Origin of the sequence: Enterovirga sp. CN4-39 (assembly GCF_049446235.1) — a bacterium.
GTDB lineage: Bacteria > Pseudomonadota > Alphaproteobacteria > Rhizobiales > Beijerinckiaceae > Enterovirga.
On the sequence record NZ_JBMSEF010000001.1, the window covers coordinates 466,690 to 487,760 of the forward strand.

The 21,071-nt window shown below is 67.7% G+C and carries 18 protein-coding genes, 1 tRNA gene and 1 pseudogene; 14 read left to right on the top strand and 6 right to left on the bottom strand.

Annotated features, from left to right (window positions below; genetic code table 11):
• The first annotated feature begins 80 nt into the window (after positions 1-80).
• From ACO2SS_RS02315 to ACO2SS_RS02330, 4 genes and pseudogenes are all read left to right on the top strand, one after another.
• Positions 81-1,094, top strand: coding sequence for a chemotaxis protein CheB (locus ACO2SS_RS02315; protein ID WP_423275936.1), 1,014 nt, complete (start codon positions 81-83; stop codon positions 1,092-1,094).
• A 39-nt stretch (positions 1,095-1,133) separates the two neighbouring features.
• Positions 1,134-1,382 carry a hypothetical protein gene (locus tag ACO2SS_RS02320; RefSeq protein ID WP_423275937.1) on the top strand — a complete coding sequence of 83 codons (249 nt, stop codon included), beginning with the start codon at positions 1,134-1,136 and terminating at the stop codon, positions 1,380-1,382.
• Between the two features lie 142 nt (positions 1,383-1,524).
• Positions 1,525-4,622 (top strand): annotated as a pseudogene (locus tag ACO2SS_RS02325) (CheR family methyltransferase).
• The gene (locus ACO2SS_RS02330; protein ID WP_423275938.1) at positions 4,604-5,377 is read left to right on the top strand and encodes a Crp/Fnr family transcriptional regulator; all 774 of its coding nucleotides are present in this window, start codon (positions 4,604-4,606) and stop codon (positions 5,375-5,377) included. Before ACO2SS_RS02325 ends, ACO2SS_RS02330 begins: the two are co-directional and overlap by 19 nt.
• Before the next feature lie 57 nt (positions 5,378-5,434).
• Here ACO2SS_RS02330 and ACO2SS_RS02335 read toward each other — a convergent pair.
• Positions 5,435-5,524: transfer RNA gene (locus ACO2SS_RS02335), tRNA-Ser, on the bottom strand.
• 300 nt (positions 5,525-5,824) lie between these two features.
• On the opposite strand from ACO2SS_RS02335, the gene ACO2SS_RS02340 reads away from it, so the two are divergent.
• The 10 genes from ACO2SS_RS02340 (at position 5,825) to mazG (ending at position 15,075) form a co-directional block, all read left to right on the top strand.
• Positions 5,825-6,628: a lysophospholipid acyltransferase family protein gene (locus ACO2SS_RS02340; protein WP_423275939.1), complete on the top strand. Its 804-nt coding sequence runs from the start codon at positions 5,825-5,827 to the stop codon at positions 6,626-6,628.
• Positions 6,629-6,904: 276 nt separating this feature from the next.
• Positions 6,905-7,543, top strand: coding sequence for an AAA family ATPase (locus ACO2SS_RS02345; protein ID WP_423275940.1), 639 nt, complete (start codon positions 6,905-6,907; stop codon positions 7,541-7,543).
• A complete protein-coding gene (locus ACO2SS_RS02350) occupies positions 7,527-7,832 on the top strand; it encodes a ribbon-helix-helix domain-containing protein (protein ID WP_423275941.1) in 306 nt (101 codons plus the stop codon). Before ACO2SS_RS02345 ends, ACO2SS_RS02350 begins: the two co-directional genes overlap by 17 nt.
• A 214-nt stretch (positions 7,833-8,046) precedes the next feature.
• Positions 8,047-9,066, top strand: coding sequence for a septal ring lytic transglycosylase RlpA family protein (locus tag ACO2SS_RS02355; protein ID WP_423275942.1), 1,020 nt, complete (start codon positions 8,047-8,049; stop codon positions 9,064-9,066).
• A gap of 48 nt (positions 9,067-9,114) precedes the next feature.
• Entirely contained in the window at positions 9,115-9,810 is a 696-nt protein-coding gene (gene tmk / locus ACO2SS_RS02360; protein WP_423275943.1) for a dTMP kinase, read from the top strand.
• Positions 9,803-10,861 (top strand): DNA polymerase III subunit delta', encoded by a 1,059-nt coding sequence (locus ACO2SS_RS02365; RefSeq protein ID WP_423275944.1) that lies wholly within the window; start codon positions 9,803-9,805, stop codon positions 10,859-10,861. The genes tmk and ACO2SS_RS02365 overlap by 8 nt, the downstream gene beginning before the upstream one ends.
• A 30-nt stretch (positions 10,862-10,891) precedes the next feature.
• The gene (gene metG / locus ACO2SS_RS02370; RefSeq protein WP_423275945.1) at positions 10,892-12,442 is read left to right on the top strand and encodes a methionine--tRNA ligase; all 1,551 of its coding nucleotides are present in this window, start codon (positions 10,892-10,894) and stop codon (positions 12,440-12,442) included.
• Between the two features lie 2 nt (positions 12,443-12,444).
• A complete protein-coding gene (locus tag ACO2SS_RS02375; protein WP_423276226.1) occupies positions 12,445-13,254 on the top strand; it encodes a TatD family hydrolase in 810 nt (269 codons plus the stop codon).
• On the top strand, positions 13,251-14,051 hold the full coding sequence (locus tag ACO2SS_RS02380) for an MBL fold metallo-hydrolase (protein WP_423275946.1): 801 nt from the start codon (positions 13,251-13,253) through the stop codon (positions 14,049-14,051). Before ACO2SS_RS02375 ends, ACO2SS_RS02380 begins: the two co-directional genes overlap by 4 nt.
• Before the next feature lie 166 nt (positions 14,052-14,217).
• Positions 14,218-15,075: a nucleoside triphosphate pyrophosphohydrolase gene (gene mazG / locus ACO2SS_RS02385; RefSeq protein WP_423276227.1), complete on the top strand. Its 858-nt coding sequence runs from the start codon at positions 14,218-14,220 to the stop codon at positions 15,073-15,075.
• Here the strand turns inward: mazG and ACO2SS_RS02390 are convergent.
• The 5 genes from ACO2SS_RS02390 to ACO2SS_RS02410 all read right to left on the bottom strand — a co-directional run bounded on the left by ACO2SS_RS02390 (position 15,063) and on the right by ACO2SS_RS02410 (position 21,036).
• The gene (locus tag ACO2SS_RS02390) at positions 15,063-15,608 is read right to left on the bottom strand and encodes an AAA family ATPase (protein ID WP_423275947.1); all 546 of its coding nucleotides are present in this window, start codon (positions 15,606-15,608) and stop codon (positions 15,063-15,065) included. The two genes, mazG and ACO2SS_RS02390, sit on opposite strands and share 13 nt — an antisense overlap.
• Before the next feature lie 23 nt (positions 15,609-15,631).
• Positions 15,632-17,035, bottom strand: coding sequence for a GTPase HflX (gene hflX, locus ACO2SS_RS02395; RefSeq protein ID WP_423275948.1), 1,404 nt, complete (start codon positions 17,033-17,035; stop codon positions 15,632-15,634).
• Between the two features lie 8 nt (positions 17,036-17,043).
• Positions 17,044-17,295 (bottom strand): RNA chaperone Hfq, encoded by a 252-nt coding sequence (gene hfq, locus ACO2SS_RS02400; protein WP_423275949.1) that lies wholly within the window; start codon positions 17,293-17,295, stop codon positions 17,044-17,046.
• A gap of 148 nt (positions 17,296-17,443) precedes the next feature.
• A complete protein-coding gene (locus tag ACO2SS_RS02405) occupies positions 17,444-18,814 on the bottom strand; it encodes a sigma-54-dependent transcriptional regulator (protein WP_423275950.1) in 1,371 nt (456 codons plus the stop codon).
• The gene (locus ACO2SS_RS02410; protein ID WP_423275951.1) at positions 18,811-21,036 is read right to left on the bottom strand and encodes an ATP-binding protein; all 2,226 of its coding nucleotides are present in this window, start codon (positions 21,034-21,036) and stop codon (positions 18,811-18,813) included. The genes ACO2SS_RS02405 and ACO2SS_RS02410 overlap by 4 nt, the downstream gene beginning before the upstream one ends.
• Positions 21,037-21,071 lie beyond the last annotated feature (35 nt).

The following is a 21,071-nucleotide window of genomic DNA, read 5'->3' on the forward strand; positions in this document are numbered from 1 at the left end:
CTCGATCCCGATCGTCAGTAGCCTACTCGGAACATAGCCGAGTTGCCGGGCTTGTCGACATCAGTAGCCGGGACCTGGCCATGAGCAACCGCGACATCATAGCGATCGGCGGCTCCGCCGGCGCGACAGCCCCTCTCAAGCAGATCCTGGGCAGGCTCCCCCGCGACCTGCCTGCAGCCGTGTTCGTGGTCCTGCACGTCCCGGCGCGCGGGATCGGGATCCTGTCCACGGTCGCGAGCGCGGCCGGCCCGCTTCCCGTCGTCGAGGCCGAGAACGGCATGAAGGTCGAGAACGGCCGTGTCTACCTCGCCCGACCAGACCATCACCTGATGGTGCATCACGGACATATCGCCCTGGGACGAGGGCCGCGCGAGAACCTGGCACGCCCGGCCATCGATCCGCTCTTCCGTTCGGCCGCGATGTATTACGGGCCGCGGGTCATCGGCGTGATCCTGAGCGGGCTTCTTTCCGATGGCGCCGCCGGGCTGAATGCGATCAAGCGCTGCGGCGGCCTCGCTCTCGTCCAGGATCCGAGCGACGCGATTTCGGACGAGATGCCGCGGCGGGCCCTCGAGGATACCACCGTCGACCTCTGCGTACCCGGGACGCGGCTCGGCGACGTCCTGTCCGACCTCGTACGGGAGCCCGCAGGCTCGCCGCTGCCCATTCCGCCGGAATTGCGCCTGGAGGTGGCCATCGCGGCCGGCGATCGCATCGACAGCGAGCGGCTCCGATCCATCGCCGAGCCCGCCGCGCTGACATGCCCGAGCTGCGGCGGCGTGCTGTCGATGATGAAAAGCGCAAAACCGCTCCGGTTTCGCTGCCAGGTCGGGCATTCCTTCACGTCCGACATCCTGGCGAAGGAGCAGGAGGGACGTGTCGACGAGGCGCTGCGCGTCGCGCTCCGCATCATCGAGGAGCGCGCCGAGCTCGTGAACCGCATGGCCGAGGATGGACGCATGAGCGGCCGGCGTGCGGTTGCCGAAATGTATGATGCGCGTGCCGAGGAATACCGGCAATATGCCGACACGATCCGGCAGGTCGTGCTCGAAACGCTCGATATACCGTCGTGCGATCCAGGCGACGACCCGTAGCGGCAGGACCGCCGAGCCGGAGGGCTGGAGGGCTGCAGGATGAGCCTGGAGCTCGAAAGGGAGCGTGCCGCTCTCGTCCGTGCCGATCTGGACATCGCCGCCGGTCAGGACCGGGTCGAGCGCCAGCGGGAGCTCGTGCTGTCTGGACGGCTGAACAGCCTCGACACAGAGCAGGCGAGGCGGCTTCTCACCACCATGGAGACCGCTCTCACGGAATGGGAGCGCCATCGCATCCTGATCGTGGACCGGATCGCCTATCTCAGCCGTCTTCCCCCGGCCGGCACTTGAGGGACGGCAGACGCCGTGCGAGGTCCGCGTGAAACCCTGTTCTCTACCGTTCTGAAGCGTTCAGATCATGAAGTCTGACACAGACCAGCCCTCCGCCCCGGAGGCAGCGCCTCCCTCGGGCGCAGCCCCTGGTCCGCTCATCATGGGCATCGGCGCGTCCGGAGCCTCGGGACGGAGACTGGAGCGGCTGCTCTCGACCCTCCGGCCGGATCCGGCGCTCGCGATCGTTATCGTGCTCCGCCAGCGCGAGGCCCTCAGTTCGAACTGGCTGGAGGAGCTCGCGGCGCGCCACCCCGGGCTCGAGATCCAGGAGGCGGCGGACGGGGCTCGAATCGAAGGCGGCAAGACCTATCTCTGTGCACCGGACTCCATCACGACCGTCCAGGAGGACATCCTGAGGGTCGAGCCTGCGGAGCAGGAGCCCAGCGAGCGAGGCACGATCGACAGCTTCTTCGTATCCCTCGCCGACTCGGTCGCTCAGAAGGCGATCGGAGTCATCCTGGCGGGCACGAATGGAGATGGAACCCTGGGCGTTGCGGCGCTGAAGGACCAGGGCGGGCTGGCCATCGCGGAGGCGCCTCCGAGCGGGATCGAGCACCTCGCCGAAAGCCATTCGCCGATAGCGATAGCCGACTTCATCCTCCCGCTGGACGAGATCGGAACCCAGGTGGCGGCCCATGTCCGCAATCTGCAGCGGATAGAGGAGCGGCAAGGCTTCGATGCGACGCTGGCGGCGGCCGCCGGCTCGCTCTCGCGGATCGCCGAGATCCTGCGCAACAAGACGGGCAACGATTTCCACGGCTACAAGCAGAACACCTTCCTACGCCGCGTCCAGCGCCGGATGCAGGTCGTGCAGATCAACGAGGTCGCGGATTACGTCGAGTTCCTGCGGACCGACCAGGAGGAGGTCACAAAGCTTTTCAACGACCTCCTGATCGGGGTGACGCAGTTCTTCCGCGACCAGCGCGAGTTCGAGGTTCTCGAGACGGAGATCATCCCGAAGCTGTTCGAGGGCAAGGATGCCGGCCAGCAGGTCAGGGTCTGGGTGCTCGGCTGCGCCACCGGCGAGGAGGCCTACTCGATCGGCATCCTCCTGCGCGAGTACATGGCGACGCTCGAATCCGCGCCGCAGGTGCAGATCTTCGCCACCGATCTCGACGGGCGCGCGCTGGCCTCGGCGCGGGTCGGGCGCTACCGATCCACCATCGAGGCCGATATCCGGCCGGATCGGCTCGCCCGCTGGTTCGTGCGCGAGGGCGACACGTACTGCGTCGTTCGCGAATTGCGGGAGATGTGCATCTTCTCCCAGCACAACGTGCTGAAGGACGCGCCCTTCTCGCGCCTCGACCTCGTCTCCTGCCGTAACCTCCTGATCTATCTCAATGCCGAGTTGCAGAACCGGGTCATTCCTCTGTTCCACTTTGCGCTGCGGCCGGACCGGTTCCTGTTTTTGGGCAATTCGGAGAACGTGACGCGCCACCCGAAGCTGTTCGCGCCCGTCGATCGGCGCGCGCGCATCTTCAAGCGATTGGAATCGGGGGCGCGGGTTCCCCCGGAATTCCCGATCACGAGCGCGCCGCGCGCAATGGCGGAGGTGCCGGGCTTGCGTATGCGCGCGCCGGATGTCGGGCTCGGGCGCAGCGCGTAGCGGAACGCTATGCGCCAGCATACGTGATCACGGACGAGCATTTCCAGGTCCTGCACTTCTCCGGTCGCACCGGCCGCTACCTCGAACCCTCTGCGGGCGTCGCGACGCTAGACCTGCTCAACCTCGTCCATCGCGACCTGCGCCTGGAACTGCGCGCGGCCCTCAACCGCGCCGTCGAGCACAACGAACCCGCACATGCCGACCGGGTGCAGATCGGCCAGAACGGCGATCGCCTGCTCGTCGACATCACCGTCGAGCCGCTGCAGGAGCGACCGGGCGGGCCCCGCCACCTGATCGTGATCTTCAAGGACGGTCCGGTCCGTTCGGAACAGCCGGGCGAGCAACCCGACCCGACGCTCGTCCGCTCCGAGCATGTCGAGCGGCTCGAGGCGGAGCTCCGGGCAACGCATGATCGCCTGCAATCGACGGTCGAGGAGCTCGAGAGCACGAACGAGGAGCTGAAATCCTCGAACGAGGAATACCAGTCCCTCAACGAGGAGCTGCAATCCGCCAACGAGGAGCTGGAGACCTCGCGCGAGGAGCTGCAATCGGTCAACGAGGAGCTCACCACCGTCAATGGCGAGCTGCACCACCGCGTCCAGGAGCTGACGCGGGCGACGAGCGATCTGAAGAACTTCCTGGAATCGACCCAGATCGCGACGATCTTCCTCGACAACGACCTCAAGGTGATGAATTTCACGCCGGCCGTGACGCAGGTCTTCCATCTTGTCGAGACCGACATCGGGCGGCCGATCGCGCACATCAAGGCGAAGATCCCGATCGAGGATCTGTTCGAGGACGTGCGGCGGGTGGTCCGCACCCTTGCGAGCGTCGAGCGTGAGCTGACCGCCCCGGATTCCGGCACGCGCTACATCGTCCGCATCCTGCCCTACCGCTCCGTGGAGAACTACATCGCGGGTGCCGTGATCACCTTCGTGGACGTCACCGCGGTGACGCGCGCGGAGGCGCGCACGCGGATGCTGCTGGCGGAACTCCAGCACCGGGTCCGCAACACGCTGGGCGTGGTGCGCTCGATCGTCCGCCGGACGGCCGACACCAGCTTGAGCGTCGACGAATTCGCCATGCATCTCGACGGCAGGCTCAACGCCTTCGGCCGCACCCAGGCGCTGGTGACCCGCGACCCGGAGGCCGGTGTCGACCTCGGCTACATGATCGCCGACGAGTTGCTCGCCTATCGGGCGAAGGAGGCCGAGCAGGTTCGCATCTCCGGGCCGGCGGTGCGGTTGCAGCCGAAAGCCGCGGAGACGCTGGGGCTGGCGATCCACGAGCTCGCGACGAACGCGCTGAAGTATGGCGCGCTCTCGACCCCGAGCGGCAGGATCGAGGTGAGCTGGTCGGTCGAGCAGGAGGAGGCGGCCAACCTTGCCTTCGATTGGCAGGAGGTGGACGGCCCCCCGATCGACGGACCTCCGCAACGCCAGGGCTTCGGGACCGAGCTCCTGGAGCGAACGCTGGCATTCGAGCTGAAGGCCAAGACGGTGCTGGCCTACGAGCCCTCCGGGCTGCATTGTTCGATCACGATCCCGCTGAGCGAGCGGACGGTGATGCCGTCATGGAAAGCCGCGCTCTGAACGAGGTCGCCGCTCCGGGCGGCTCGGCGGCGGCACTGCTCCGCCGGCTCAACGCGCTCTCCCCGATCGCCGAGGCCGAGGGAGAGATGCTCCGCAGCCTTGCGGAAGCCCACATCCGCCACGCCGCGCCTCGGGAGGACGTGGTCAGCGAGGGCGAGAAGCCGGAGGGCGTGCGCATGATCCTGTCCGGCTGGGCTTGCCGCTACAGGCTGCTGGTGGACGGGCGGCGCCAGATCCTGGGATTCATGCTCCCGGGGGACGTCTGCGACCACAACGCCACCTTTTCGCCTCGCATGGATCATTCGATCCTGGCGCTGACGGCCGTGTCATACGCAAGGATCCCCACCCGTGCCTATGAGGACCTGATCTCCTCATGCCCGTCGGTCGCCCGGGCGCTGATGTGCGAGACCCTGTCCAACGCGTCGACCCAGCAGGAATGGATCGTCAATCTCGGCCAGCGCGTCGCGTTCGAGCGGTTGGCACACCTCTTCTGCGAGATCTTCGTACGCCTCTCCGTCGTCGGGATGACGCGGGGCGCGACCTGCCCATTTCCCGTCACCCAGACGGACCTCGGTGACGCCACGGGCCTGTCGAGTGTCCACGTCAACCGCACATTGCGGGACCTGCGGAAGGTGAACCTCGTGGAGCTCACGGGAAAGTCGCTCACCATCCCCAACCTGGAAGAGCTTCAGGCGGTGGCGCTGTTCAACCCGGCCTACCTGCACCTGGCGAGGCCGATCCATCGCCGGGTCTGATGCGACTCAGCAGGTCCGACCGACGATCTCGCGGTGGCGCGCGATCCGAGGGATTGCTGGCGGAAGGGGTGGGATTCGAACCCACGGTGGAGTTGCCCCCACGGCGGTTTTCAAGACCGCTGCCTTAAACCACTCGGCCACCCTTCCAGGCCGCTGAACTCGCGGGGGACTCGGATCCTCCGGGAGACTGGAACGCGGTGCCTGGCACCGCCTTGCCACCTTCTTCAACGGGCAGCTTTGTCTATGGCGGCGTGCGGAGGCGCGTCAACCGGCCGAGCCGCTCTGGTCCGGCGAGGTTCGGGTTGTCGTGCGCCGGGTGCGTCGATCGCGCAGCCGGGGCGTGCGCATCTGCCGGGTGCGAATCGGCCAGGGCGGGCCTAAGGCCGCAAGGTGAATACCTCCTGGCCCGACTTCCGAGACTGGTCCCTCCACCTGGCGATGAGCGGCATGCCGATCGACGCGTGCTCAGGGCTGGGTGCCCGGCTGGCGCCGCGGCTCGGCAAGCTGGCGAACCCTGTCAGCCACGAGCGGGCGACGAGGCTCTTTGCGAGCATCACCCCGAGCAACGCACAGGCCGGGGTCGACCGGCTCTGGGCGAATGTCGGCCGCACCTTCGCCGAATTCGCCGTGAGCCACCGCATGCTGAGGGCAGGGCGGGTGGCGATCGATGGCGAGGAGCACCTCGATGCTGCCCTGAATTCCGGCCGCCCGGTGATCGCCGTGTTTCCCCATCTGGGAAACTGGGAACTCGCCGAGATGCAGCTCGGCTTCCGGGCTCCGGGTCGGGTGGCGGTCATCGTCGCTCCGCCCGCCAGCGGTGCCAGGGCCGCGATCGCCGAGCGCGTCCGAAGCAAGGTGCCCGCCGACCTCCTGGTCAATTCCCGGACTGTCTGGCGACGCGGTCTCGCGAAGCTTCGCGAACCCGGCGGCATCTTCATGGTGGCAGTGGACGAGAATGCCGGCGGACAGGTCCGGGGCCCCTCTCTCGGCAGGCCCCTGCGGACGGACGGGAATATCGGGAAGGCCGTGCGGCTGGCTCTCACGACCGGCGCGATCATCCTCCCCTTCTACAGTGAGCGCGTAGAGGGCTCGCACCTCGTCTCCCGATACCTCGCGCCGCTCGAACTCGAAGGCGATCCGCGGGATCAGGCCGCCGTGCTCGAGGGCGTCCGCCGGCTGGATGCTGTGGTCGAGTCGCCGGTCCGGCGGCTGCTCGACCAATGGTACATGGCGCTGGCCTTCCGCAGCTGAGGCTCACTCCCGGAATTTCCGGCAGACGCGCGAAGGTCGTCGCGCCGCCGGCCGCGCACGAACGCGGCCGCGGTCGGGCGGCCCTGCGCGTTCCGGCCGCCAACACGGGGGCGGATTGCCCGGGACGCTCTCGAGCTTAACGGCCCGTTAACCATGATGGCCGAGAGAATAGGCCAATCCTTGGTTCACAGGATCGCAGGATTCTCGATCTGGGGGTGCTGGCCCGACGCGACTCGGCGCGGGTCCGCTTTTTGTACCACAAGGAAAGGGACGCCCATGAAGGCGATCACGTTCGTGACGCAGAAAGGTGGCAGCGGAAAGAGCACGCTGTGCATCTCCCTGGCGGTTGCGGCGCAGGAGGCGGGCCAGTCGGTCTGCATCCTCGAAATGGACAGGCAGGCGACCGTCACGGACTGGGCGGAGCACCGGAAGGCCGACACGCCCGAGGTCGCCCAGATCGATGCGACTCAGCTCGACGACATCATGAACCGGCTGCGGGATTCGGATTTCGACTACGTCTTCATCGACACGCCGGGCGTCGATTCCCCGGGCAGCCTTGCCGCGATCCGTGCGGCCGACCTCTGCGTCATTCCCTGCCGCCCCACCCCGGCGGACCTGCGCGCCTTCAAGCCGACCCTCGCGGCGATCTATCGCCTGGAGAAGAAGTTCGCCTTCGTCCTGAACCAGACCCCGCCGCGCTCCTACCGTGTGCGTGACGCTGCCGACGGCCTGGCCGTCCTGGGCGTTCTTCCGGACGTCAACATCGTGACGCGTAACGACCACCAGGATGCGCTCGGCATGGGGCAGGGCGTGACCGAATACAACCCGACCGGACAGGCCGCTTCGGAAATCCGCCGCTTGTGGACCTGGATCGAGAAGCGTTCGCAGGGGCACATCTATGTCAAAGCCGCCTAAGCTCAGTCTCGCGTCGATCGTCGCCTCCGCGGCGCCAACCCCGAACCGAGCGGGCGGGGAGGTCATCCAACTCGCCCCCGCCAAGCCGCAGGAGCCGAACCCGCGCGGCACCCTGAAGGAGCGCGCAAAGCAGCTCTCCGTCTATCTCGAGCCGCCGGTCTACGATCAGCTGCGCGACATCGCCTATACGGAGCGGACGAAGATCCACCAGCTCATGCTGGAGGCGCTCGACCTGCTGTTCCAGAAGCGTGGGGCGCTCTCGATCAAGCAGCTCAATCAGCCGCGCTGAGCGCGTCTTCATGCCGGCCCGCGAGCACCAGCCCGCGGGTCCCTGGGCCGAATCCCTGCCCGGCAGCGGTCGCAATAGCTGATCCTTCGGTTCAGAGATCAAGCGCAACCGCCTAACAGCGTTGAGCTTTCGCGCAGCGATAGTCCGCTACAATTCGCGTCAAACTTTCCTTAAGCCGCTCCCAGCATCCTGCTCCATCGCCAGGGAGCCGGTGTTGATCTTTCCGCGTCCGACAGAAGTCGTGCCCGAACCGAAGTCGCGTCCGTCGGGCGGCGGGGCGGGCATATCGCGGGCAGCCCTCAGGGGCGGGGCCGTGATGCTCCTCGCCCTGATGGTCGCGAATTGCGCGGGCCCGCAGGTCGCGAGCCGCAAGGGCGGGAACAAGTATGGCGTGAAGCCGAGCCCGAGGGTCATCCCGGAAGGCGAGCCGATTCCGAAGGGCGGCGGCCGCGAGATGATCGGCCAGCCCTATGTTGTCGGCGGCCGCACCTATGTGCCCCACCGCGGCAAGGGCTATGTGCGCGAGGGCTGGGCCTCCTGGTACGGCACCGCCTTCCACGGCCGCCTCACGGCCAATGGCGAGATCTTCGACCGCCAGTCGATCGCAGCCGCGCATCCGACGCTGCCGCTGCCGAGCTATGTCCGCGTCACGAACCTCGTGAACAAGCGCTCGATGGTGGTCCGGGTGAACGACCGCGGACCCTATGAGCGGGACCGCGTGATCGACGTCTCCGAACGCGTATCGGATGCCCTCGAATTCCGCCGCAAGGGCGTGACCCGCGTGCGCGTCGAGTATCTGGGGAAAGCCTCGACGCGCGGCAGCGACGACGAGAAGCTGCTCGCGACGCTTCGTCTCGACGGCACGCCGGCTCCGTTCCGGGGCGGCGGGGCGACGATGTATGCCGGCTTGAGCGGCGAGCGGCCGGCACAGCCCGCACCGCGCCGGATCGAGGTGGCCGAGGCGTCCGAGCCGCGGGTCGCGGCCCGCGCGGCTGCGATGGACGATGCCGGAGAGGCGCCTGCGACGAGGCCGGCCTACACGCAGCCGACGCCGATCCGCGTCGCTGCGCAGCCGCCGTCTCTGCACCTGGCGGACGGCGTTCCGCTGCCGCCGCTCCGGCCGGCCTTGTTGCGGGAGGTTGCCGGCATGGCGCTGCCGCGTGAGGAGGCCGCGCCGCTCCCCGTCGTGCCGCTCCTCCCGCCGCAGCGCCCGATCTACGCCGGCATCTACTGACGCACGGAGGCTGCACGGCTCCGAGATCCGGGCTAAGGATCGCGCGCCATGCAGGGGCAGCAATCACATTCGGGTCGCGGCCGGTTCATCACCCTCGAAGGAGGGGAGGGGGCCGGGAAGTCGACGCAGAGCGAGCGTCTCAGGCGCCGCCTCGAGGCGCGGGGCATCCGCGTGGTCACGACGCGCGAACCGGGCGGGTCGGAGCGCGCCGAGACGATCCGGAGCCTGCTGCTGTCCGGCGCGGTCAAACCCTATGGCGCCTTCGCGGAAACGCTTCTCTTCGCCTCCGCACGGGCCGACCACATCGACCGCACGATCGCGCCGGCGCTGGAAAACGGCGCCTTCGTCATCTGCGACCGCTTCGCCGATTCGACGCGCGTGTATCAGGGAGAGGTCGGCGAGGTTCCCCGGGTGCTGGTCTCGGCGCTCGAGCGGGTTGCCGTCCGCAGCGCCTCGCCCGATCTCACCCTCGTGCTGGACGTGCCCGCCAAGCTCGGCCTCGCGCGGGCGAGCCAGCGGCGGGAGCTCGCGGGGGAGGAGAGGGACCGTTTCGAGGCGGAGGGACTTTCGTTCCACAGCCGCGTCCGCGAGGCCTTCCTCGCCATCGCGGCGGCGGAGCCGGAGCGCTGCGCCGTCGTGGATGCAGCCGGGCCGCCCGACAGCGTCGAGCGGCTGATCTGGGCGGAAGTCGAGGCCCGGCTGCTGACGCCCTTGGAGGTAGCCGGGAGGCCTGCGAATGGCTGACGACGGGCCCGACCTCTCGGCCATACCGCATCCGCGCGAGCGCGCAGTCCTCGTCGGCCATGCCGATGCGGAGCGCAGCTTCGGGGAGGCGATCCGCTCGGGCCGCCTCCACCACGCCTGGCTGATCGGAGGGGCGCAGGGGATCGGCAAGGCGACGCTCGCCTACCGCGTGGCCCGCCGGCTCCTCGCGAGCCCGGACGAGGTGGAGGAGGGCGCGCCGCTCGCCATCGCGCCGTCCAGTCGGACGGCCCGGCAGGTCGCAGCGGGTGCGCACGGCAACCTCATCGTGCTCGATCTCGAGACCGCGTCCGCCGATGTCGACCGTCCGCCGGCGAAGACGATTCCCGTCAAGTCCACGCGGCGCGCGCTCTCGTTCTTCGGGACGACGGCGGCCAATGGCGGCCACCGGGTGATGATCGTCGATTCGGCGGAGGACCTGACCGTCCAGTCGGCGAATGCGCTTCTCAAGACGATCGAGGAGCCGCCGCCGCGATCGACCATCCTCATCGTCTCCCACGCACCCCAGCGCGTCCTGCCGACGATCCGCTCGCGCTGCCGCAAGCTCAACCTGGACCCGCTCTCCGGCGCGCAGATCCTGGACGTCCTGCGCTCCCTCAGTCCCGAGATGCAGGCGGACGGGGAGGGCGGTTCGGACCTGGTGAGGGGAGCGGCCGAGAAGGCGGACGGCTCCGTCGGACGGGCGCTCACGCTGCTCGATCCCAAGCGCCAGGCCATCCTGGACGAGCTCGCGGCCTTGCTGAAGCTTCTCCCCGAGGTGCCGATGCAGCGCGTGCTGAGCCTTGCCGAGAAGCTCGCGGACCGGCGGACGGAAGGAAATTTCGAGCTGGCGCTCGATGCCGTCCAGCTCTGGGCGTCCGAGCGCATCAGGGCAGGGACCTCCCTCGGCCCTGCCCGCCTTGCACCCCTTGCTGAGCTATGTGAGAAGGTCGCCGACGCTGCGAGGTCGGTGGAAACCTACAACCTCGATCGTCGCCCATTCGTCGTGTCGATGTTCGGGGATCTGGCGGAGGTTGTCCGCGCTACCGCCTGAACCGGCCCGCATCACTCTCCAAGGTTCGGCATGGCCGGCGAGCCCTTCTATATCACCACCCCGATCTTCTATCCGAACGGCGTGCCCCATATCGGCCACGCCTATACGGCCCTCGCCTCGGACGCGATTGCGCGGTTCCAGCGGCTGGAGGGACGGGACGTCTTCTTCCTGACGGGAACGGACGAGCACGGCCTGAAGATGCAGCAGACGGCGGCCACGGAGGGCCTGACGCCCCTCGCACTCGCGGACCGCAACTCGCAGCGCTTCCGCGACATGATGGCCGCGCTCGGCGTGACCTACGACGACTTCATCCGCACCACCGAGCCGAGGCACCATCTCGCGTGCCAGGCGATCTGGAAGAGGATGGAGGAGGCCGGCGACATTTATCTCGACACCTATGCCGGCTGGTACTCGGTCAGGCAGGAGGCGTTCTTCGACGAGACCGAGACCACTGTCGGCGACGACGGCGTCCGCCGCGAGCCGCTCGGCTCGCCCGTGGAATGGGTCGAGGAGGAGAGCTACTTCTTCCGCCTTTCCGCCTACCAGGATCGCCTTCTCGCGCTCTACGAGAGCGAGCCGAACTTCGTGGCGCCGCGCGAGCGCCGGAACGAGGTGATGAGCTTCGTGCGGTCGGGCCTGAAGGACCTTTCAATCTCGCGGACGACGTTCGACTGGGGCGTGCAGGTTCCGGGAAACCCGAAGCACGTCATGTATGTCTGGGTCGACGCGCTCACGAACTATCTCACGGCAGCCGGCTTCCCCGACGAACAGGCGCCGCGCTGGCGCTATTGGCCCGCCAACATCCACGTCATCGGAAAGGACATCGTCCGCTTCCACACCGTGTACTGGCCGGCCTTCCTGATGTCGGCCGGGCTGCCGCTGCCGAAGCGCGTCTTCGCCCACGGCTTCCTGTTCAACCGCGGGGAGAAGATGTCGAAGTCGGTCGGCAACGTCGTCGACCCCTTCGCTCTCGCCACGCAATATGGCGCCGACCAGTTCCGCTACTTCCTCCTGCGGGAGGTCCCGTTCGGACAGGACGGCAGCTATTCGCATGACGCGATCGTCAACCGGATCAATGCGGACCTGGCGAACGATCTCGGAAACCTCGCTCAGCGCTCGCTGACGATGATCGCGCGCAACTGCGACGGACGGGTACCGGAGCCGGCTCGCCTCATGGAGGCCGACGAGGCGCTGCTCGCGCTCGCGGACGCGCTGCCCGGGAAGGCGAGGGCGGCCATGGACGGCGTTGCCCTGCACACGATCCTGGCGGAGATCTGGGCCGTCGTGGCCGAGGCGAACCGCTATTTCGCGTCACAGGAACCTTGGATCCTGCGAAAGCAGGATCCTGCCCGGATGGCGACCGTTCTGTACGTGACGGCCGAGGTCCTGCGGGAGATCGCCATCATGGCCCAGCCTTTCGTGCCGGACGCGGCGGAGAAGCTGCTCGACCTCCTCGCCGTCCCCGGCGAGGCACGCGCCTTCGCGCAGGTCGGGGCTGAGAACCGGCTCGCGGCGGGACTGGCGCTGCCCGCCCCGGCACCGATCTTCCCGCGCTACGTCGAGCCGACGGAGGCTGCGTGACGTTGCTGATCGACTCGCATTGTCACCTCGACTTCCCTGACTTCGCAGAGGATTTGCCGGGCGTGATCGCCCGCGCCAAGGCGGCCGGGATCGGCCGCATGGTGACGATCTCGACCCGGGTCGCCAAGGCGGACGTCTACCGCCGCATCGCCGAAGAGCATCCGGAGGTGTTCTTCACGATCGGCACCCATCCGCATAACGCCGCCGAGGAGCCGGACGTCGCCGCCTCGACGATCGTCGAGGCCGTGCGGCATCCGCGCTGCATCGCCGTCGGCGAAGCCGGGCTCGACTTCCACTACGACAAGAGCCCCCGGGACGTGCAGGAGCGCGTCTTCCGCACCCATATCGCGGCCGCCCGGGAGAGCGGATTGCCGCTCGTCATCCATGCCCGCAATGCCGACGACGAGATGATCCGGATCCTGACGGAGGAGCACGGGCGAGGGCGCTTCGACGCCATTCTGCACTGCTTCTCCTCCGGACGCCGGCTCGCCGAGGTCGGGGTCGAACTCGGGTTCTACGTCTCCTTCTCCGGCATCCTCACGTTCAAGAACTCGGACGAGATCAGGTCGATCTCGCGCGAGGTCGTGCCGCGCGATCGCCTGCTCGTGGAGACGGACGCGCCCTACCTCGCGCCCGTCCCACACCGCGGCAAGCGCAACGAGCCGGCCTATGTGGCGCACACGGCCCGGGTGCTGGCAGAGACGATCGGGGTTTCCGCCGAGGAGATCGCTCAAATCACCACCGCCAACTTCGAGCGGCTTTTTATCATGGCCGCGCAAGGCACTGATACGGATCGGAAATCCGCGGCATGAGCTTCACGCTGACGATTCTCGGCTGCGGGTCGTCAGCCGGTGTGCCGCGGGTGGGCATGGGCTGGGGAGCGGCCGATCCGCGGAACCCCAAGAACCGCCGCCGGCGCTGCTCCATCCTCGTGGAACGGACCGGTCCCGACGGCCGCACCAGCGTCCTGGTCGACACCTCGCCGGACCTTCGGGAGCAGCTTCTGTCGGCCGATGTGCGCTGGCTCGATGCCGTGCTGATCACGCACGACCACGCCGACCACACGCACGGCATTGATGACCTCAGGCCGCTGGTCATCCACATGCGCCGTCGCATGCCGGTCTATTCCGATGAAGCGACGGGCCGGGTCCTGCAGGAGCGCTTCGGTTATTGTTTCGCGACGCCTCCCGGAAGCGACTATCCACCCATCCTGGACGACCACCGCATCGATCATGACGTGCCGCTCGTGATCGATGGAGCCGGTGGCGCGGTGGAGGCATTGCCGATCGTCGTGGAGCACGGCCGGACGCCTGCGCTGGGCTTCAGGTTCGGCAGCCTGGCCTATGTGCCGGATGTCAGCCGCATCCCGGACCAATCGCTCGAGCGTCTCCAGGACCTGGACGTGCTGATCCTGGACGCGCTGCGCTACACGCCGCACCCGACACATTTCTCCGTCTCGGAGGCGCTGGCCTTCATTGCGGAGGTGAGGCCGCGTCGCGCCGTGCTGACGAACATGCACACCGATCTCGACTTCGAGACGCTGCGCCGCGAACTGCCCAAGGGGATCGAGCCGGCTTACGACGGCATGAGCATCGGATGGACCCCGTGAGCAGCGGATCCTGGCATCCTGTGATCCGCGGATCCCTGGCAGGCCGGAGAGAGCCGCTCTGGTTCCATAATATATCTTATGCGAATGGCCGCTGGGGCTCCGCCCTGCCCCTGTTCAGCCTTTCCGGAGCCCGCTCGTGAGCACCAGGCCGGCTGTCGTCTCGGCGATGATCTCGGATGATGGCAGCGCGTTCGAGCCGGTGCCATCGCGGGATCTGTCGATGCTGCTCGCCATCATGGCGGCGCTGCGCACACCCGGAACCGGGTGCGCCTGGGACATCGCGCAGAGCTTCGAGACGATCGCGCCCTACACGCTCGAGGAAGCCTACGAGGTCGCGGACGCCATCGCCCGCGGCGACCTGGATGATCTCCGGGACGAGCTCGGCGACCTGCTGCTTCAGGTCGTGTTCCACGCCCGGATGGCCGAGGAACGCGGCGCTTTCGATTTCGGCGGCGTCGTCGAGGCGATCACGGCCAAGCTGATCCGGCGCCATCCGCATGTCTTCGGCAATGCGCGGGACCTGGCGCCGGCCGAGGTCAAACGGCTCTGGGACGACATCAAGGCGGCCGAGAAGCGCGAACGCGCCGCTCACCATGGGAGCAAGCCTGCGAGCATCCTGGACGGCGTGCCGGCCGCGTTGCCGAGCCTTACCCGGGCCGACAAGCTGACCCGCAAGGCCGCGAAGGTCGGGTTCGAGTGGCCGGACATCCAGGGCGTGACCGCCAAGATCGAGGAGGAACTCGCGGAGGTCCGTGAGGCTGCAGCCCTGGGAGACAAGGCGGAGATCGCGGAGGAGGTCGGCGATCTTCTCTTCACCGTCGCCAATCTCGCGCGGCACCTGGACGTGGATCCAGAAGCAGCGCTCGCAGCCGCCAATCGCAAGTTCGAGCGCCGCTTCAGGGCTGTCGAGCAGGCTCTTGCCGCCGTCGGACGCTCGCCGGAACAGTCGGAACTGGAGGAGATGGACCGGCTCTGGGACGAGGCGAAAGCGGCGGAGCGCGGCGGCGGCCCTCAGCCGGACTGAATCGTTTCGAGAACGAACCGGACCCGTGCCTCGACCGGAGCGCGCGGAAGCTCCACCAGTTCGTAGCCGAAGTCGGGATAGGTCTCGCACATCGCCCGGTACGTCCGCTCGGCCTCCGCCGGATCCTGGCGCCGCTCCGCATCCCGGCGATAGATCTCGGGCCAATGCGGCGCGACGAAAACCCGGCCCGCGTACCTGAAGCGCCTCGCTGCCGTCTCCATGTGTGTCGGAACGGGAAGTCCGGTGAGACGGAGATATCCGATCACGTCGGGGATGCCGCGATCGAAGAAGGTCGGGAAGGCGGAAAGGGCGGCCTCCCGATAGGAGCGCAGGTCGTGGGCGAGCATGAGCTCGGCGAAGAGCGCAGGATCCGACCAGGGCAGGGCGGGGCCATCGATCTCGGCCTGCCCCTGGATGACCGCCCTCCCCGCCTCCTCCGCGACCGGATAGCCGGCGGCCTGCAAGGCCTTGATGAGAGACGACTTGCCGGAGCCCGGTCCGCCCGTCACGACGTGGAACGGCAGCTCGTCCATCAAGCCGCGCCGCCCAGGATCCCTCAGCCGACCTTCTCGGCCTGAGGAAAGCGCTTCCAGAGCCGCGGCTCCTTCTCGGGCGCGATCCTGACGATCATCTCGGTGCGGCCATCCTCCGCCTGATGCCGGTCGATGATCTCGGCCTCCTCATGGAGCCAATTCGCGGCGCCGCCGTCGGCGGGCTCGAGCGCGATGCGGAAGCTGGGGCGTCCCTTGGCGATCCGGCCCTCGATTTCCGCCAGGAGCGCAGCGAGTCCCTCCCCCGTGACGGCCGAGACCAGGGCTGGCCGCGTGTCGGAACCCGCGCGCTCCGCGATCGCCGCGAAACGCTCGCGGTCCGGGCCCGAGAGCAGATCGGCCTTGTTCCAGACCTCGATCACCCGGGCGCGGTCGTCCGGATTGATCCCGAGCTGGCGCAGGACGTTCTGGACGTCGGCGGCCTCGGCCTCGGTCTCCCCATGCGAGATGTCGCGCACATGGAGGAGCACGTCGGCCTCGATCACATCCTCGAGCGTCGCCCGGAAGGCCGCGACGAGCATCGTCGGGAGATCCGAGATGAAGCCCACCGTGTCCGACAGGATCGCCGTCTCGCCATGCGGCAGCTTGATCGCACGGGAGGTCGGGTCGAGCGTCGCGAAGAGCAGGTTCTCGGCGAAGACCTCCGCCGTCGTGAGCCGATTGAAGAGCGTCGACTTGCCGGCATTCGTGTAGCCCACGAGGGCCACGATCGGGTACGGCACGCGCCGTCGGCTCGCCCGATGGAGCGAGCGCGTCTGCTTGACGGCATCGAGGTCGCGCTCGATTCGGCGCATCCTGTCCTGGATGATGCGGCGGTCCGCCTCGATCTGCGTCTCGCCCGGGCCGCCGAGGAAGCCGAAACCGCCCCGCTGGCGTTCGAGGTGGGTCCAGGACCGCACGAGGCGGCTCTTCTGATAGGCGAGATGCGCATGCTCGACCTGGAGCGCACCCTCGCGCGTCCGCGCACGGCGACCAAATATTTCGAGGATCAGGCCGGTCCGGTCGATGACCTTGACGCCCCAAGCCTTCTCCAGGTTGCGCTGCTGCACCGGCGTCAGCGCGCCGTCCATCACGACGAGGTTGATGTCGTCGGCCGCGATCCGCCCCGCGATCTCCTCCACCTTGCCCTTGCCGAGCAGCGTGGAAGGGCGAGGCGACGACACGACGAGCGAGAACTGGTCGACCACGTCGAGGTCGATCGCCCGCGCGAGCCCGACGGCCTCGTCCAGCCGCGCCTGTGCGGGCCGGGGATTCGGAGGGGGCGCGTCCGCATCCCCTGCCCTCCCCGGAGCCGCTCCCCGCGCGAGATACGGCCCGATCACGAGAGTTCGCGTGCGGGCCGCAATGTCCCGCTCGGGCTGGGCCGCCCGCTTGAGACGGTCTTCTTTCGAGGGGAGCGTTTCCGCCACTTAAGTCCTTACGGCTTGGGGTCGATCTCGTCCGGCTCGAAGAGCTGGATCGGATGGCCGGGCATGATTGTCGAGATGGCGTGCTTGTAGACGAGCTGGGAATGCCCATCCCGACGAAGCAGGACGCAGAAGCTGTCGAACCAGGTCACGATACCCTGAAGCTTCACGCCATTGACGAGAAAAATCGTGAGCGGGACTTTGTTCTTCCGGACATGATTGAGGAAGGTGTCCTGCAGATTTTGGCCGCGTTCGTTCGGCATAGTTTGAGCCCGTGTCAGCCCTCGCGGCCGGCCAACGCCGGGCTGCCTCTTGTCGTTGGTCTGAAAGCTCGCGCTTCTGACCGGCTCCTCATTACACGGATTGATGCCGCATTGCGCAAGCCTTTTCGCAGGCGCAACGCCAGTCCAGCTATCCGCCAATCCCGAGCAGCTTGAGCTTCCGGTGGAGCGCGGAGCGCTCCATTCCGATGAACTCGGCCGTACGCGAAATGTTTCCGCTGAAGCGGGCGATCTGCGCGACAAGGTATTCGCGCTCGAAGATCTCACGCGCCTCCCTCAGGGGAAGGCTCATCAGGCGCTCGCCCCCCTCCCCGCTCGGCGTCGACGGCACGAGCGTCCCGATCTCCGACGGGAGCATCTCGGCCGTGATCTCCGCGTCCGGGTCACCGGCCGTCAGAATCATCAGGCGTTCGACGTTGTTGCGGAGCTGGCGCACGTTGCCGGGCCAGTCGTGCGACTGAAGCACGGCCATCGCCTCCTCGCCGATTCGGCGCCGGGGCAGGCCGGTCGTGGTGGCGATCTGGTCCTGGAAGAACTCGATCAGCTCGGGCACGTCCTCACGCCGCTCCGACAGCGCCGGAACCCGGATCGGCACGACCCCGAGACGATGGAAGAGATCCTCGCGGAACGCGCCGCGCTCGATCTCCGCCGGCAGGTCGCGGCTCGAAGAGGAGATGATCCGGACATCGACATGCACGCGGGTCGAGCCCCCGACACGCTGGAAGTTCTGCTCCACGAGGACCCGAAGGATGCGGCCCTGCACCTCCTTCGGCAGGTCCGCGATCTCGTCGAGATAGAGCGAGCCGCCATGCGCCTCCTCCAGCGCGCCGGTGCGCCGGCCACGCTCCCCATTGGCCTCCACGCCGAACAGCTCGGCTTCCATGTTCTCAGGCGTGATGGCGGCGGCGTTGAGCGTCACGAACGGACCCGACGAGCGGGCCGATTGCGCGTGGATCGTCCGGGCGACGAGCTCCTTGCCCGAGCCCGGAGCGCCCGCGATCAGGATGCGGGCATTGGTCGGGGCCACCTTCTCGATCGCCTGCCGAAGCTGGTTCATGACGACCGAGCGGCCCGCGATGCGGCTCGCCTGGGTGGAACGGGCCTTGAGGTCCTTCACCTCCCGCTTCAGCCGCCAGGCCTCGAGCGCCCTCTCGGCCACGAGCACCAGGCGGTCCGCCTTGAACGGCTTCTCGATGAAATCGTAGGCGCCGGCCTTGATGGCCGAAACGGCCGTCTCGATGTTGCCGTGGCCCGAGATCATCACGATCGGAAGATCCGGGTGCTCGGCCTTGATGAGGTCCAGGACCTGCAGCCCGTCGAGCCGGCTTCCCTGGAGCCAGATATCCAGGAAGACGAGATGCGGGCGGCGCGCCTGGATGGCGGCGAGCGCCTCGTCCGAGGAGCCTGCCTTGCGGGTGCCGTGGCCCTCGTCCTCCAGGATGCCGGCCACGAGCTCGCGAATGTCGACTTCGTCATCGACGACAAGGATGTCCGTGCTCATGCGGGCACCACGTGTTCAGCGGCAGCGGCGAGCGTCGCCTCTGCGTTGTTCTGCTGGAAGCGCATGCGAACGAGGCCTCCGCGGCCTGCCGGGTTGTCCAGGAGTTCGATGCGGCCGCCATGGTCCTCGAGGATCTTGCCGACGATCGCGAGGCCGAGGCCGGTCCCGCCCTCGCGGGTCGTCATGTACGGCTCGAGCAGACGCTGCCGCCCCTCGACCGGAAAACCCTTGCCCGTGTCGCTCACGTCGATGATCACCTCGCCCCCCTGAGCCTTCACCGCCACGCGGATCTCGGCCCCTCCCCTGTCCTGCTCCGGCACGGCCGCGATGGCCTCCGTCGCGTTCTTGATGATGTTGGTGACCGCCTGCGAAAGCAGCCTCCGATCGAACCTCGCCGGGATTGGAGCCTCCGGCACCTCGTCGACAATCTTGATATCCGGATTGGCGATTCGCATCATGAACACGATCTGCCTAACCGTATCAACTATATCCTCTTCGACGATCGCCGGCTTCGGCATTCTCGCGAATGAAGAGAACTCGTCCACCATTCTCTTGATGTCATCCACCTGCCGGACGATCGTGTTCGTGCACTGGTCGAATACCTCGCGGTCCGTGGTGATCAGCTTTCCGTACTTGCGTCTAATTCGCTCGGCGGAGAGCTGGATCGGCGTAAGCGGGTTCTTGATCTCGTGCGCGATGCGACGGGCGACGTCGGCCCAGGCCGAGGTCCGCTGCGCGGTCACCAGGTCCGTGATGTCGTCCAGCGTCACGATAAAACCCTTGTCCTCCCCTCGGGCCTGCTCACTGGTGACGCGGATATTCAGTGTCCGTTCCCGCCCGAGGCGCGTAATCGGAATCTGCTGCTGAGTGAGTCGAAGCCGCCCAAGCCTCGCCTCCTCGATCAATTGGGCGATTTCGGGGAGCACGGACACGATCGGCTGTCCAAGGAGGTCCTGCCGCTTCGCCTCCAGAAGCGACTCGGCCGGTGGATTCACGATCGTGATCAGGCCGTGCGAGTCGATGCCGATCACGCCCGCCGACACGCCGGACAGCACGGCCTCCATGAAGCGCCGACGGCGGTCGATCAGATCGCTCGCCGCCGTGAGTCCGTCGTGCTGCCGCCGCAACTCGGAGGTCATCTTGTTGAAGGTCTCGCCGAGATGGGCGAGGTCGCCCTCCTGCCGACGAACGGGAACTTGAACATAGAAGTTCCCGGTCGCGACTTGGTCCGTCGCGTGGATCAGGCGCCGGATCGGCGCAACGAGGCGGTTGGAGAAGTTCAGGCCGAACCAGACCGCCGAGAGGAGGACGATCAGCGCGATCAGGCCGAACATCGAGGCGAACGCCACCTGGATGCCGAGCCGCTTCTCCTCGAGCGCCTGGTAATAGGCGACGCCGGCCTCGGCCACGGGCGGGAACTCCGTCGCCCGAGGATCGACCGGGCGGGTGACGAAGAGCACCGCGCCATCATAGGCGGCGAGGCGGAGAACCGAGCTGAAGAGGTTGCCGACCCGCGGGATGACACAGATCGCCTCGTTCTCGTTCGCCGTCTTGAGGTCTTCGGGTGAGGGACCCGTCACGCCCGGGATGGGTCGGACATCGACCCGCTCGACGATGGCGCCGTCAGGTTTCACGATCATTGCGAGCGGGAAGCCGAGATATGTCGCGCGCGACGCAAGGAAATCGCGGAACAGCTTCCTGTCGGCGTCGAAGAGCACCTTCGCACGGTTGAGGTCGCCGGCCATGAGCTGCGTTTCGCGGGCCAGCGTGCGGCACTGGTCCTCGCGATAGGCCTGCGCGATCTCGACGGTGTTGCTCATCAGCGCCTTGATCGAGCCCGTGAACCAGGGATCGAGCCCCCGCTCCAGGATGGCGCTCGCCACCACGGCCACCAGGATCGCCGGCGCGGCCGCGACGAGGCTGAACAGCGCGACGACCCGGACATGCAGGCCGGCCGCCGCGGCTCCCTCCCGCCGGGCCCGAACGATCGTCCAGCCTTCCCAGGCGACGATCCCGATCAGGAGAAGAACCAGGAGGACATTGCCCGCCAGCACCCACACGACGACGTCGTGCGTCGGCAGGATGGGGGTCATCCCGGCAAGGACGAAGAAGGTGACGAGCCCCGAGCAGAGCGCCGCGCCGACCGTGAAGGCCCCGATCCAGCCGGGGCCCCGTGCGCGCCGGGCGGGTTTCGGGGCTAGCGGCCGCTCACCTGCCTGCATGGTTCAACCCGCAAGCCATCCCTGTCCGCGGAGCG